This window comes from Massilia scottii (assembly GCF_030846495.1).
In the GTDB taxonomy this organism is placed as follows: domain Bacteria; phylum Pseudomonadota; class Gammaproteobacteria; order Burkholderiales; family Burkholderiaceae_D; genus Telluria_A; species Telluria_A violaceinigra.
On sequence record NZ_JAVCWM010000026.1, the window covers coordinates 27,833 to 43,145 of the forward strand.

10 protein-coding genes are annotated in these 15,313 nt (G+C 61.4%); 2 read left to right on the top strand and 8 right to left on the bottom strand.

Features of this window, described 5'->3' with window-relative positions:
- Nucleotides 1-8: 8 nt before the first annotated feature.
- A complete protein-coding gene (locus tag RBA41_RS26655; RefSeq protein ID WP_306627365.1) occupies nt 9-1,403 on the bottom strand; it encodes a serine hydrolase in 1,395 nt (464 codons plus the stop codon).
- A gap of 166 nt (nt 1,404-1,569) precedes the next feature.
- Complete coding sequence (locus RBA41_RS26660) at nt 1,570-2,385, bottom strand: hypothetical protein (protein WP_306627366.1); 816 nt, start codon at nt 2,383-2,385, stop codon at nt 1,570-1,572.
- Nucleotides 2,386-2,634: 249 nt separating this feature from the next.
- Here RBA41_RS26660 and RBA41_RS26665 point away from each other — a divergent pair, with 249 nt between their 5' ends.
- Entirely contained in the window at nt 2,635-4,542 is a 1,908-nt protein-coding gene (locus RBA41_RS26665; protein WP_306627367.1) for a M6 family metalloprotease domain-containing protein, read from the top strand.
- Between the two features lie 296 nt (nt 4,543-4,838).
- The gene (locus tag RBA41_RS26670; RefSeq protein ID WP_306627369.1) at nt 4,839-7,100 is read left to right on the top strand and encodes a M9 family metallopeptidase; all 2,262 of its coding nucleotides are present in this window, start codon (nt 4,839-4,841) and stop codon (nt 7,098-7,100) included.
- Between the two features lie 103 nt (nt 7,101-7,203).
- On the opposite strand, the gene RBA41_RS26675 is transcribed toward RBA41_RS26670, so the two are convergent.
- From RBA41_RS26675 to RBA41_RS26700, 6 genes are all read right to left on the bottom strand, one after another.
- Nucleotides 7,204-10,002, bottom strand: a complete 2,799-nt coding sequence (locus tag RBA41_RS26675) for a type VI secretion system Vgr family protein (RefSeq protein WP_306627370.1) — start codon at nt 10,000-10,002, stop codon at nt 7,204-7,206.
- Between the two features lie 234 nt (nt 10,003-10,236).
- Nucleotides 10,237-10,659 (bottom strand): F0F1 ATP synthase subunit epsilon, encoded by a 423-nt coding sequence (locus RBA41_RS26680; protein WP_306627371.1) that lies wholly within the window; start codon nt 10,657-10,659, stop codon nt 10,237-10,239.
- A gap of 56 nt (nt 10,660-10,715) precedes the next feature.
- Nucleotides 10,716-12,116 (bottom strand): F0F1 ATP synthase subunit beta, encoded by a 1,401-nt coding sequence (atpD, locus tag RBA41_RS26685; RefSeq protein ID WP_099873371.1) that lies wholly within the window; start codon nt 12,114-12,116, stop codon nt 10,716-10,718.
- A gap of 32 nt (nt 12,117-12,148) precedes the next feature.
- Nucleotides 12,149-13,024, bottom strand: a complete 876-nt coding sequence (gene atpG / locus RBA41_RS26690; protein WP_099873369.1) for a F0F1 ATP synthase subunit gamma — start codon at nt 13,022-13,024, stop codon at nt 12,149-12,151.
- 131 nt (nt 13,025-13,155) lie between these two features.
- Nucleotides 13,156-14,697 carry a F0F1 ATP synthase subunit alpha gene (gene atpA, locus RBA41_RS26695; protein ID WP_099873367.1) on the bottom strand — a complete coding sequence of 514 codons (1,542 nt, stop codon included), beginning with the start codon at nt 14,695-14,697 and terminating at the stop codon, nt 13,156-13,158.
- A gap of 80 nt (nt 14,698-14,777) precedes the next feature.
- Nucleotides 14,778-15,311 (bottom strand): F0F1 ATP synthase subunit delta, encoded by a 534-nt coding sequence (locus tag RBA41_RS26700; RefSeq protein WP_099873365.1) that lies wholly within the window; start codon nt 15,309-15,311, stop codon nt 14,778-14,780.
- Between the last annotated feature and the right edge of the window lie 2 nt (nt 15,312-15,313).

Below are 15,313 nucleotides of genomic sequence, written 5' to 3' on the forward strand. Positions count from 1 at the left end.
CGCGTACGTTAGGGCGCGCCGACGCGCTGGTTGATCATCTCCGAACCCTGGCTGTCGACCACCACATGGCTCACCTCGCCCTTGTCGTTGCGCGCGAACACGAAGGTGGTCAGCGAAGCGGGCATGAAGAAGCCGTCGTTCGCGTACGGCGTCAGGATGACCGGGTCGCGGTTGGTGCGCCGCATGACCAGCTTGCCATCGTCGCGCTTGAAGCTGCGGGTGGCGTTGGCGTCGATACGGTAGGTGCCGGCATAGGCATCCAGCAAGGCGTTGTCGATTTTCACTGCCTTGAAGTCGGGGAAGGGATTGCCGATGGTGATGGCGGCCGCCTGGCTGGCCACCATGTCGGGCTGGACCGTGGGTGCATCGGAATTGCTCAGCACCGCGACATACACTTTCTGCTGCGGCAGCCGCAACGCGGAGGTGGAAAAGCCGTTGATGCCGCCGTCATGCGCCACCAGCGGCACGCCGCGCAGCTTGCCGATCTGCCAGCCGTAGCCATAGTTGGTCGGCTTGCCGTCGGCCAGCACGGCGCTGGTGTGCGCCTTTTGCCAGGTGGCCGGCTTGAGCAGCTTGCCGGCGCTAATGGCCGCATCCCAGCGCGCCAGGTCGTCCACGGTCGACACCAGCGCGCCGGCCGCGTAGGGCTGCGACATGCTCAGCGGCTTGGACGCGGTGACGCCGAACCAGCCCTTGGTGTGGCCGGCCGCGCGCGGACCGGGAGTGCGTTCATGGCCTTCGTACGCGGTGTGCTGCATGCCGAGCGGCGTGAAGATGCGCTCGGCGATAAACGTGGCGTAGCTCTGGCCGGAGATTTTTTCGATCACCGCGCCGAGCAGGAAGTAGCCGGAATTGTTGTAGGAAAAGCGCGTGCCGGGATCGAAATCGAGCGCATCGTTCTTGAAGGTGTCGATCATGCCGGACACGCTCATGTCTTTCCTGGCATTGCTTTCGAAGCCAGCCCTGCTGGTAAAGCTGACGATGCCCGAGGTGTGCGTGAGCAATTGCTCGATGGTGATGCGCTTGGCGCGCGTGGGGTAATCCGGCAGGAATCTGGTGATGTCGTCATCGAGCGCCAGTTTGCCTTCATCGGCCAGCATCAGGATGGCAACGGCGGTGAACTGCTTGGTGATGGAACCGAGCCGCAGGGCCGTGTCGGGCGTCATGGCCTTGCCCTTGGCTACGTCGGCCATGCCGTAGGCCTTGCGCAGCACGGTCTTGCCATCCTGGGTCACGATGACGGTCGCGCCGGGCCCGTCGGCTTTGTAGTACGGGGCGATGGCGGCGTCGATCCGGCCGGCCAGCGCTTGCTCGCTGGCGGGACGCGCAGCGTCCTGCGCGAAGGCGGCGGGCGCGTGCAGCGCAACAAGGGAGGCAAGGCAAAGTGCGGAAAGCTTGAACATGCGGAAGGTCCTGTAGTCTGGGTTGATCGGCAGCGGCAGACCAGACTATAGGCGCGGCGCGCCCGCCTGGGGCCGTCGCTGCGACGAACTGCAAAATAACAATGTCGAACGGTTAATTCGCCCGACGGCCGGCGCGCGCCGTTGCCGCCGCGCGCCGCTGTTTGTCTCAGCGGTCGGTGAACACGTCGTTCCAGCTGGCCCGTTCGGGCGCCGTCTGGGTCTGCAGATAGCCGACGTTGGCGACCTGGATGCGGGCGATTTCGTTGAGCGCTTCTTCCGAAAAACCGGCCCGCTTGACGCCGCGGTCCTGCATCGACAGCGAGTGCAGGTACTGGTGCAGGTGGCGCGGTTCGGTGCAGAACAGGCAGATGCGTTCCCACACGTGCGGATACGAGGTTTTCAGCGCGCCCTGCGGCGCCATGCCGGCCAGCGCTTCGAGCGTCAGGGTGGTGGCCGCGCGCGGCTGGATGATGGTGTCGACGACCGGAATCGCATCGGTGTGCTCGTGCTCGCCCAACTGCGAGGACGGACCGTTGCCGCCCTCTTCCCTGGCCATGTTCTCGGCCGAATAGTCGGCCAGCGCGCGCAGGGTCTGGTCGGTCGACGGCAGGTTGTCCTTGGGCCAGCTGAAACGGCGGATGCCGGCGCTGGCCATCAGGGCCGCGATGGGAATGATATCCGGATTGGCGCCGGGCGCCGGCGGCACCGTCAGTTCGATCACGAACAGCAGGTGCAGGCGGGCGTCGAAGACGGCGTAGTCGACCCTGCGTCCGCTCAGGTGTTGCTGGTGGCTGCTCTTGATCTTGGGATCCGGATTGCTCGGGATCATCAATTTGCTCAGCGGGACGTCGGGGAAGATGTAGCACTTGGGCAAGGCGCGGCGCAGGCGGCCGTAAAACGCTTTTTGCTCAGTGCCGAAAAAGCGCCGCTTCGTAAACGAAGGGACAGCCTCGGGAGGTTTCTTTAACAGGCGGTTCAACATGGCGACAACGGCCCTGGTCGTGGTTCAAGTCAGTAGTGTGTATTTAATAATCCTAATGCACAAGAAGAAAGCCGGTCAAACCGAAAATATAAGCTATCCGCATGGAAACATCGTAGCTGCGGGGATACGGCAGTCGGGTTTGTCCAGGCGTCGCTTGCGCCGATTTCGACGTGTTAATAGCCGAAATATGCCAAGACGGCATTTTATGCCGCATGCATACTTGCCATTTTTATAATGGCGGAGAAGTAAATGAGTGTTATTCGTGCAAGTATTACGCTAGCAGCCGGCATGGTGCTGTCGCTGGCGGCGGTCACCTCCCAGGCGGCCATTCCGTACCAGGGCCACACCTACGAATTTCGTCAACCGGACGGCGAAAAGCTGAAAATTCGCCTCGACGGTAACGATTACTACGCCGAACAGCGCACCGAAGATGGTTCGCTGATCGTTTATGATAATGCCAAACGCGGTTTTTGCTACGCGCGCGTGAACGCCACCGGCGACCAGCTGGTCTCGAGCGGAATACTGGCTACCAATGCCAGGCTGCGCACGTTCAGCACCACGGCGGACAAGCGCGAACCGGGCCTGAGCGCCGCTGCCAAGGCGCGCCTGGCGCAGCAGCGCTACCAGAAAATGCACGGGCGCACGCTGGAAACGGCGCAGCGCAGCAGCGCCGCGATGATGGCGCCGAGCGCCGCGGCCACGGCCGCCGTGTCCGGCCAGATGCGCGGCCTGACCGTGATCATCGATTTTTCCGATGCGCCCGGCACGATTACCAAGCCGCAGGTCGAATCGTTCCTGAACGACGCGGCCTACACCGGCTTCGGCAATGCGCAATCGGTGCGCGGCTATTTCCTGGCGGTGTCGGGCAACAAGCTCGACTACAGTAATACCGTCACGCGCTACTACCGCGCCAAGCGTCCCAAGAGCTACTACGCCGATGCCAGCCTGGACAGCGGAACGCGATCGCAGGAACTGATCATGGAAGCGCTGAACTGGGTCAAGAGCAGCGAAGGCATCGATTTTTCCACCCTCAGCCGCGACAGCACGGGCCACATCCTGGGCCTGAACTTCTTCTATGCGGGTGAAGCGGACAGCCCGTGGTCGAAAGGCTTGTGGCCGCACATGGGCTGGCTGGGCGAGCGTTTCTGCAGCAACGGCGCCTGCACCGGCAGCTACCAGATCAGCAATATGGGCAAGCAGCTGGCGATCGGCACCTTCGTGCACGAATCGGGCCACCTGATCATGGGCTGGCCGGACCTGTACGACTACGACGGCAGCTCCCAAGGTTCGGTGGCCAACTTCTGCGTGATGGGCTTCGGCGGCGTGGGCTACCAGAGCCAGTTCCGGCCGACCCGGCCGGCCGGTTTCCTGCGCTACCTGGCAGGCTGGGACACGGCGATCGAACTCAATCCGGCGATCAACCGCAGCGCGCCGACCGGGCGCCTGACCCAAAATGCGAGCGGCCACTCGCTGTACCGCTGGAGCAATCCGGCCAACGCGGCCGAAGCGTTTTATGTGGAAGCGATCCACAAGAGCGAACAGAACCTGTACCAGCCCGACCAGGGCCTGGCCGTGTTCCACATCGACCCCACCGGCACCAACACCAATGAATGGCATCCGTACATCCAGCTGGAACACGCCGATGGCAAGCGCGATCCGGAAAACAATGTGAACCAGGGCGATGGCGGCGATTTGTTCGACGGCGTAGCCACGCGCGCATTCAACAACAGCGTGCCGAACGCGCTGGCGTCCCGGGGCACCAATTCGCGCTGGTGGAACGGCTATGCGTCCGGCTTCGCGCTGTCGAACATCAGCGCGCCGGGCAAGACCATGTCGTTCGACGTGGGCGTCGCCCCCACCGTGCCGGCCGCCGACGTCTACAACGCCACCCTGGCGCACCAGGCCGAAGCGATCCATCCCAACCCATGGTTCGAGTACAAGGGCGGCACCCTGGGCGCGCTGCTCGTCGGCCCGGCCGGCACCGACTTCGACCTGCGCATCGAAAAGTGGAACAACACGGCGTGGGTCAAGGTGGCTGAATCGGCTGGCGAAACGTCGCAGGAAAAGATCGCTTACGCCGCCGCGGCGGGCTATTACCGCATCATCGTCGCCTCCTACAGCGGCGCCGGCAACTACAAGCTGACCGTTACCAAGTAAGCGAGTGCTCACACTTGCAGGCGATGAACGTGGCGCCCGCCCAAAGTGTGGCTTTTTCGTCATCTCCCGCCCGCCCGCTGTGCTGGAATTGCCGGCCCCGGCGGGGAAATTGAACAAACCCGTTTTTGAAAGCCTTTCAGCAGTATTTACCTATATGCATCCGGGATAGTATCAGCACGCCTGATGGCTTGCAGCACGGCGGGAACCACCCCTTTCCCGCCTCATGACGCCTGCGCCGGCACACAAGCTGACCGGCGCGGCGTCAATCACCGATGATAATTACAAGGAGCGAGACAATGTTTGTAGAACGCAAAATCGTATTACTGGCCGGGCTGGTCAGCGCCTGTTTCAGCAGTGTCACCTATGCAAAGCAGGCCGATGACGGCCATACGCACCAGCGCCTGAACCAGGCGCAAATGCCGCACGCGCGCCAGACCCTGCCGCCGACGGTGGAACAGCAGCGCTTCAACGTGGCGCCGACCGTCAAGCCGCGCACCGACCTGATGCCGAAAGCGACCGAGAACGGCCGCATGAGCATGAACATGAACGTCAATCTGCTCGCGGCCACGCCCGAGTGTAAGAACATGGATACCCTGACCATGTACAACGGCGCCGCGCTGGCCGATTACCTGGTCGCCATGCCCGATTACGAGTGCACCTATCCGCTGTTTTCGCTGACCCCGGCGCAGGCCGCCAAGGCGTATTCGGCCGCCAACCTGAATGCGGTCGCCACTCGCTTCGCACGCGAAGCGGGTACTTACAACGCCAGCAGCCGCGCGCTGGTCAACCTGGCGCTGTACCTGCGCGCCGGCTACTACCTGGGCAGCGGCGGCACCATCGCCACGCCATCGGCGGCATTTACCGCATCGCTGCGGGCCCCGATCAAGAACCTGGTCGAAGGCACCGTGCTGTACAAGAGCAATCCGGTGGGCGGCAGCACGGCGTCGGAAATCATCAAGCTGATCACCAACACGCATGACGAAGCGTATTTCGTGCCGTCGATGAAAAAGCTGGTGCAGCGCTTTACCAATACGCCGGGCAATCCGAACGCGGCCGACGCGCTCAAGCAATACGACGCCGCCGGCGGCATGACCTCGGCCTTGACGGTGCTGTTCTACGCCCATTCGCGCCCGGATGCGCTGCCGCTGCTGCAAAGCGATACCAGCTACCCGATCGCGCTGAATAATTTCGTGGTGCAAAACAAGACCGCGCTGCTGGGCACCTCGACGGCCTACATGCTGACCGATGCCGCCAACGAAGCCTTCCGTTTCATGCAGCATGCGGCGCAAAAGGCCACCGTGAAAACGATGGTGCAAACCACCTTGGCCAGCAGCAGCATGACCGGCGCCGACAGCGCGCTGTGGCTGGCGGCAGCCTCGGCCGTCAAATACTATGACAATGCCAACTGCACCCAGTACGGCACCTGCGGCTACGAGCAAAAGCTGGCCGACACCGTGCTCAAGATCAGCCACACCTGCAGCCCGACCCTGCGCATCCGCGCCCAGGAAATGACGACGGCCCAACTGCAGTCTTCCTGCGCCATTTTGCAGAAAGAAGAAGGCTACTTCCACGACATGCTGCTCACCAAGCGCACGCCGGTGGCCGGCGACAAGAATACCTCGCTGGAACTGGTGATCTTCAACGATTACGCCAATTACGGCAAATACGCGTCGGTTATCTACGATATCCCGACCAATAACGGCGGCATGTACCTGGAAGGCAACCCGGAGTCGTCCACCAACCAGGCGCGCTTCATCGCGCACGAAGCATCGTGGCTGCTGCCGACCTTCGCGGTGTGGAACCTGGAACATGAATACGTGCACTACCTCGATGGCCGCTTCAACATGAAGGGCGACTTTACCGCCTCCGTGGCCAAGCCGACCGTGTGGTGGGTGGAAGGCATCGGCGAATACCTGTCGCTGCGCAACAATAACCAGCCATCGATCGACAAGGCGCGCACCGGCACCTACAAGCTGAGCCAGATTTTCGGCAATACCTACGAGATGGGCGACTACACCGACCGCGCGTATCGCTGGGGCTACATGGCAACCCGCTTCATGATGGAAAAGCACCGTAACGACATCGATACGGTGCTGGGCAAGTTCCGGGTCGGCGATTACGATGGCTACCAGAACTACATGGCGTACATCGGCACCCGCTACGACGCCGAGTTTGCCGCCTGGGCCAAGACCGCCACCACGGCCGGCGAACCGCCGCTGCCGACGGTGACCCTGCCGCCGTGCGCCAACAGCACCCAGCTGGGCAAGAACTGCTCGATCGGCGGCTTCGCGTCCTCGAGCGAGCGCTATGCCTACATCTCGCTGCCGGCCGGCGCCAGGAACCTGCGCCTGTTCACCAGCGGCGGGACCGGCGACGTCGACCTGTATGTGGGCCGCGCCCATTATCCGACCACCAGCTGGTATGACGCGGCATCGGCCACGCCAGGCAACCGCGAGAGCGTCGCCTTCAGCGCGCCGGTGACCGGGCAGTGGTATTACATCATGCTCAAGGCGAAGCAGAGCTATGACGGCGTGACCATCAGCGCCACGTACGACTGATGCCGGTCTGCCGCGCGGGCACTGTTTGCCCACGCGGCATGGCATGAGGAAAGGCCCGGCAACTGCCGGGCTTTCGCTTTGGGTGCGCGCAGCGCACCGCCGTTCAGAACATGATGATGCCGCCGTCGACCTTGAGGTCCTTGCCCTTGGTCGGTTCGCCCGGAACGATAATATCGGTGATGGTCGCGATCGCTTTGGCGGCGGCGGCGTTATCGCCATCGTCGATGGCTTTGATTGTTGCCGCCAGACTCTTCAGCTTATCCAGGGTGGCGAACACCTTGCTGCTCTCGTTCAACAAATTATCCACGGCCGCCTTCAGGATCTCGCCGGTATCCATCCCATCGAACACGCGCGGCGTGGAGCGCGGCACGATCTTGACGTCGCGCTCCCCCGGACCGGGCGCGACGAACGACGATGCCTTGGGTGCGCCGCCGTGCGACGTCCCGTGCCCGTTGCCGGGTGAGGATTTGGACGTCGTGCCGCGCCTGGACGCGGGCGCATTGTCGGATGAGGTGTCGCGCGGCCCTTGCTTCCCGGACTCCTCCTTCTCCCTCTCCTTCTCCCTCTCCTTCTTCTCGTTCTCCTCCCGCTCCTCCTTCGATCCCGGCCGCGGTGGCGGCGCCTTGGCGGCGCCGCAATTGAACTGCATCAAAGCGCCGTCGGCATTGATCGCGGCGCTGCCCAGCATTTCGATATGTGTGCCTTGCAAGAAAATGCCGCCATCCTTGCGCAGCACGATCTTGGCGGCGCCGCACGACAGTTCCAGGTGCTCGCCCACGCTCGTGATCTGGGTCTTGCCCACGTCGCGCTTTTCGGTCTCGCCGACGTAGAAATCGTAGGTCTTGCCGATCCACACGTTGCGCGTGCGCCCGACAAAGAGCCGGTCCATCATGCCCACCGTGGCGTTGCGGAACGTGCCCACCACCAGCGAATAGGCCACGCCGATATTGGTCGCACGCGCCAGGCCGATATTTTCGATATTGGCCACGCCGATGGTTTCGGTCTTCACCTTGTCGACCTTGATCGACCAGTTTCTGCCGATCTTGTCGACTTCATTCTTGCGGATCGTCTTGGTGCGGCTCTGGCGCACCGACACCGTTTCATTCATGTGGACGGTGCGCGAGCGGTTGCGGTGCACCGTGAGGGTTTCGTTCTTGCCGACTTCCTCGGTGCGGTTGTCGCCGATACTGATGCGCTCGTTATGATCGACCCGCTCGGTGCGGTCGCGCCCGATGCGGCTGGTTTCGTCGCGGTCGACCTTCTTGCGCCGGTCGTGGCCCACCCACTTGTCTTCGTCGTGCTCGACCTCGGTCAGCTGGTCTTTTTCGGCGTGCAGCCACAGCTGCTCCTGGCCCTTCTTGTCCTCGAAGCGCAGGGCGTTGGCGTTGTGGTACTGGCCGCCGGGGCTGGAACGGGTCAGGATCCCGCTCTGGGTCTTGTTCGCGGGCAGGCTCCAGGGCGGCATGGTGTCGCTGTTGGGCACCATGCCGGTAATGATCGGCCGATCGGGATTGCCGTCCAGGAACTGCACCAGCACCTCGGTGCCGATGCGCGGAATATGGGTCATGCCGAAGTTGGGGCCGGTCCATGGGGTCGCGACCCGGATCCAGGCCGAACTTTTTTCATCGTTGTGTCCCACCCGGTCCCAGTGAAACTGGACCCGCACGCGGCCGTACTGGTCGGTGTGGATTTCTTCGCCGGCCGGGCCGACCACGGTCGCGGTCTGGATGCCGTGGATCCTGGTGTCGGTACTGTTCAGGTTGCGCGGCGCGCGCCACGGGATGATCCTGCGCAGCGCGGTCAGGCGGTTGTCGTACGCGGACGGCACGCTGTCCCTGGTGTGGTAATTGTTGCTGGCGATGTGGACCAGTTCGGTGATCAGGAATTCGCGGGCCTGCTCGTCGCCGCCGCGCGCATCGGTGTCGAAGTGGCCGCTCAGGCGGAACCAGCGGCCCGGCATCAATTGCCGGTTATTGCCCTTGCCTTCGAATTGCTTGCCGTCCGCTTCCAGCGCTTCCATGCCCAGCTCGGCCTGCACGCGGCCATCGGTGCCATGCTTGAAGCCATAGGCGCCGGCATATTCGTAGCGTTCGATGTTCGGCACCGTGCCTTGCTGCATCAGGGTCGGCAGCGAGGCGTGGGCCGGGCGCGCAACCTTGAAGTCGTAGGAAGAGAGCGAGACCGTGCCTTCGATGACGTGGCGCGTGGGCGACCATTCGGACAAGCCATCCTCCTCGGTGCTGCCGCCGTGGCGCTGGAACGGCAGGTCGGGGCCGTCGTCGATGGCTTCGGTCGCGGTGGAGTCGTCCGACAGCACCAGCTTGTGGCCGCTTTCGCTGTGTTCGAACCAGTAAAAGATGCCGGCCTTGGCCCAGCGCCGCTCCAGGTAGTTGCTGTCGGTTTCATCGAACTGGCAAGCGTCGGTCATCACCTCTTTCGCGCCGCGCACCCGCCAGTCCCAGGCGGCCAGGCCGCTGTAGTCGCCGAAGATGCTGGCGGTCTGGTCGTACAGGCTGGTGTAGTGGAACAGGTAGTTATCCTTGCGCATGGTCAGGTACTGGTACCACGGACCGAGCCGGGCTTCGTAGTACGAGACGCCGCCGTCGACAGTCTTGAGGCGGAAGCCGAAGACGCGGCCGGTGAAGTAGCGCAGGCTGCCGTTGCGCCGCACCAGCTGCACGCACATCATCTTGCCCTGCACATCCTTGAGCGCCAGGTTCGGTTCATCGGACAAGAGTTCGACGATGAATTCGAAGGGGCGCGACAAGCTTTCGCGGGCCTCGATGGCGTTCACGAACAGGGCGGCGGCAGGGCCATCCTTGTCGGGGAACGATAAACGTAACAGACGGTCATGCTGGCGGCTGTTGATCAGCTCCAGTGCGCTTCGAAAACCTTCGCTCATACATTTCCTGTGGGACGATGCAACAGTGAACCTCGTGTGGGTCGGCACAAGACATGAACAATCCGGCTTTACCTTACTTGGCAAAAACGAAAGTATATAACATACTGATAATAGTAAAAAGGCATTGTGAACCAATACTCACAAGTCCGCGCCTTCATTCCGCGCGCGGCCTGCGACTGGGCGGTTAACGGAAAAAGGCAGCCGAAGCTGCCTTTTTGTCTGCTACAGAACGTCTTAACGCTTGTTACGGAAGCGCTGGATTGCTTGCAACTGCGCAATCGCCGCCGCCATTTCGGCTTGCGCCTTGGCGTAGTCGATCTTCGAGACTTGGTTGACCATTGCTTCTTCGGCCGCTTTTTTGGCGGCCAGTGCTTTTGCTTCGTCCAGGTCGCCACCGCGAATCGCGGTGTCTGCCAGCACGGTCACGCCGTTCGGCTGCACTTCCAGGATGCCGCCAGCGACGAAGACGAACTCTTCTTCGGCCTGGCCAGCCACCTTGATCCGTACCGCACCCGGCTTGATGCGCGTGATCAGCGGGGTGTGCTTGGGATAAATCCCCAGCTCGCCTGCTTCACCCGGCAACGCGACGAACTCGGCTTCGCCCGAAAAAATGCTGGCTTCGGCCGATACCACGTCAACGTGAAATGTGTTTGCCATGTGTGTCCTATCGGGTTCCGGCGCCACGCTGGTTCAGCGCGGCGCCCTGGCCTGTCTTAGTTGAGCTTCTTGGCTTTTTCGATTGCTTCTTCGATCGTGCCAACCATGTAGAACGCTTGCTCAGGCAGGTGATCCAGTTCGCCCGATGCGATCATCTTGAAGCCTTTGATCGTGTCTTTCAGCGAAACGTATTTGCCTGGGGAACCGGTAAACACTTCAGCAACGTGGAATGGCTGCGACAGGAAACGCTGCATCTTACGCGCGCGCGCCACCAGCAGTTTGTCTTCCGGTGCCAGCTCGTCCATGCCCAGAATCGCGATAATGTCGCGCAATTCCTTGTAGCGCTGCAGGGTGCCCTGAACGGCGCGCGCGGTGTCGTAGTGTTCCTGACCGACGACGAGCGGGTCCAGCTGGCGCGAGGTCGAGTCGAGCGGGTCGACCGCAGGGTAGATACCCAGCGAAGCGATGTCACGCGACAGGGCAACGGTCGAATCCAGGTGAGCAAAGGTGGTTGCCGGCGATGGATCGGTGTAATCATCCGCAGGGACGTACACGGCCTGGATCGAGGTGATCGAACCGGTCTTGGTCGAGGTGATGCGCTCTTGCAGACGGCCCATCTCTTCGGCCAGGGTCGGCTGGTAACCCACCGCGGAAGGCATACGGCCCAGCAGTGCGGATACTTCGGTACCGGCCAGGGTGAAGCGGTAGATGTTGTCCACGAAGAACAGAACGTCTTTGCCTTCGTCACGGAACGATTCAGCGATCGTCAGGCCGGTCAGCGCAACGCGCAGACGGTTACCTGGCGGTTCATTCATCTGACCGTAGACCATCGCCACTTTGGAGTTCTCCGGATTTTCCAGATCGACCACTTTGGCGTCAGCCATCTCGTGGTAGAAGTCGTTACCCTCGCGAGTACGCTCACCCACGCCGGCAAACACGGATACGCCCGAGTGTGCTTTTGCGATGTTGTTGATCAGTTCCATCATGTTCACGGTCTTGCCCACACCCGCACCGCCGAACAGACCGACTTTACCGCCTTTGGCGAACGGGCACACCAGGTCGATCACCTTGATGCCGGTTTCCAGCAGGTCTTGCGATGGCGACAGTTCGTCGTACGCAGGGGCCACGCGGTGGATCGATGCGGTTTGCTCGTGCGAGACAGGACCGCACTCGTCGATCGGGTTGCCCAGCACGTCCATAATACGGCCCAGGGTCGCTTTACCGACCGGTACCATGATTGGCTTGCCGGTGTTCTGGATTGCCATGCCGCGACGCAGACCGTCGGAGGTACCCAGTGCAATGGTACGGACAATGCCGTCGCCCAGCTGCTGTTGTACTTCCAGGGTCAGCTCGGAGCCTGCCATTTTCAGTGCGTCGAAAACCTTCGGCATTGCATTGCGTGGGAACTCAACGTCCACCACAGCGCCGATACACTGAACGATTTTGCCATCAGCCATGTTCGTTCCTTCAATAGTATTTAAATTCGGGTTTAGACCGCGGCCGCACCGGCGACGATCTCGGAGAGTTCTTTGGTAATCGCAGCCTGGCGGGTCTTGTTATAGATCAGCTTCAGGTCGCCGATGACGCTGCCGGCGTTGTCGCTTGCCGCTTTCATCGCCACCATCCGCGCCGATTGCTCGGACGCGAGGTTTTCGGCCACTGACTGATACACCAGCGCTTCCACATACCGCACCAGCAGTTCATCGATCACGGTCTGCGCTTCCGGCTCGTAGATGTAGTCCCATGCGTGACTGCTCTTGTCGCCTTCCAGCTTGTCGGCGGTCAGCGGCAGCAGCTGCTCGACCATCGGAATTTGCTTCATCGTGTTTACGAACTTGGTGTAGCAGATATAGACTGCGTCGAGCTCACCTTCCTCGTAGCGATCGAGCATGACCTTGATCGGCCCGATCAGCTTGTCGAGGTGAACGGTGTCACCGATCTGGATCGCATGCGACACGACCTTCACGCCAACGCGGTTCATAAAACCCAAACCCTTGTTGCCAATGGCAACCGCTTCAATCTTGTTGCCAGCCGTTTCCAGCTCGCGGGTTTTCTGCGTCAACAGACGCAGGATGTTGGTGTTCATGCCGCCGCACAGACCTTTATCGGTCGTGATGACGATGAAACCAACCGCCTTCGCTTTCACGTCCTTGCCTTGCGCCATGAACGGATGCGTGTATTCCGGATTCGCCGTAGCCAGATGCGAGGTGATGTTACGAATCTTGTCACTGTAAGGGCGGGCGGACCGCATCCGGTCCTGCGCCTTGCGCATTTTGGACGCGGCGACCATTTCCATCGCCTTCGTGATCTTCTTCGTATTCTCTACGCTCTTGATCTTGTTACGTATCTCTTTGCCTACTGCCATGAGTCCTTACTCCTTTTGATTCCAGCCGTTTAGCATGTTGAGGACCGACTTTCGCTACGCTCAAGTCCTTCCCACAACTTATTAATTCTTGAGGACCGACCTACGCTACGCGCAGGTCCGTCCCACAAGCGTTAATACGCGCCGGATTTCTTGAAGTCAGCAACAGCGGCGGACATGGCGGCTTCGCCATCCTTGTCCAGTTGCTTGGTTTCTTCGATCTTGGCCAGGAGAGCAGCTTGCTTGGTCTTCATGTAGCCGTGCAGACCGGCTTCGAACGCCAGCACTTTCTTCACTTCGACGTCATCGAAGAAGCCTTTGTTCACTGCGAACAGCGACACGGCCATCATCGAGATCGACAGTGGGGAATACTGAGCCTGCTTGAGCAGTTCGGTGACGCGCGCGCCACGGTCGAGCTGCTTGCGGGTCGATTCGTCCAGGTCGGAAGCGAACTGCGCGAACGCAGCCAGTTCACGGTACTGGGCCAAGTCGGTACGGATACCGCCGGACAGGTTTTTGATGACCTTGGTCTGAGCGGCGCCACCAACGCGCGACACCGAAATACCGGCGTTAATCGCAGGACGGATACCCGAGTTGAACAGCGAGGTGTCCAGGAAGATCTGGCCGTCGGTAATCGAAATCACGTTGGTTGGAACGAACGCCGAAACGTCGCCAGCCTGGGTTTCAATGATCGGCAGCGCGGTCAGGGAACCGGTCTTGCCTTTGACTTCGCCGTTGGTGAACTTCTCGACGTAGTCGGGGTTCACGCGTGCTGCGCGCTCGAGCAGGCGGCTGTGCAGGTAGAACACGTCGCCAGGGTAGGCTTCGCGGCCTGGTGGACGGCGCAGCAGCAGCGAGATCTGACGGTAAGCAACTGCTTGCTTGGACAGGTCATCGTAGACGATCAGTGCGTCTTCGCCGCGGTCACGGAAGTATTCGCCCATGGCGCAACCGGAGTACGCGGAAATGTATTGCATGGCAGCCGACTCGGAAGCCGATGCTGCGACGACGATGGTGTATTCCATCGCGCCGTGCGTCTCGAGCGAGCGCACGATGTTCTTGATGGTCGATGCCTTCTGGCCGATCGCGACGTAGATACACGTCATGTTCTGGCCCTTCTGGTTGATGATCGCATCGATCGCGACAGCCGATTTACCGGTCTGGCGGTCACCAATGATCAGCTCGCGCTGGCCACGGCCGATCGGTACCATCGAGTCGATCGACTTCAGGCCGGTCTGCATAGGCTGCGACACCGACTGACGGGCGATCACGCCCGGAGCGATTTTTTCGATTGGTGCGGTCAGCTTGGCGTTGACAGGACCCTTGCCGTCGATCGGCTGGCCCAGGGCGTTCACCACGCGGCCCTTGAGTTCAGGACCGATCGGCACTTCCAGGATGCGGCCGGTGGTCTTGACCGTGTCGCCTTCGGAGATGTGCTCGTAAGCACCCAGAATCACGGCGCCGACCGAGTCGCGCTCGAGGTTCATCGCCAGGCCAAAGGTGTTGCCCGGGAATTCCAGCATCTCGCCCTGCATCACGTCCGACAGGCCATGGATACGGCAGATACCGTCGGCTACGGAGATTACCGTGCCCTGATTGCGAATATCAGCCGAACCTTCGAGGCCTTGGATCCGGCTTTTGATCAGTTCGCTGATTTCAGATGAATTAAGTTGCATGCTAACTCCTAATAGTTTCTTGATGCGTAAGGCAAGGGCGTCTGCGCCGGCGTGCTGTGCGGGTCTATACGACGCGGTATTTACGAAGCCAGCGCAACATGCATCTGTTGCAGCTTGGCGCGTACCGAGGTATCGAGCACTTCATCACCGACGACCACGCGCACACCACCGATCAGCGAGGGATCCACTGTCACCGTTGGGTTGAGCTTGCGGCCAAATTTCTTTTCCAGCGTCGCGACCAGTTGCGCAACCTGTGGCTGGGCAATCTCGAAGGCGCTGGTGATGTTGGCGTCTGCGGCACCGGCATTCGTGTTCTTGAGCACCTGGAACTGGGCATAAATTTCCGGCAGCAGCGACACGCGGTGGTTTTCGACCAGCATGGCAACGAAGTTGTTCACTTCCGCGGTGACCGGCGACTTGAGCAGCGACACCACGGTCGCGGCAACGTCGGCGGCGACCACGTTCGGGTTGGCCGCGAAGGCCAGCACATCGTGGTGAGCGCCGAGCTGGGCCAGCTCGGACAACACTTCGGACCAGGCCGCCACGTCGCCTTGCTGGGCAACACGGTACAGGGCTTCGGCGTAAGGACGGGCGACGGTTGCGATCTCGGCCATGA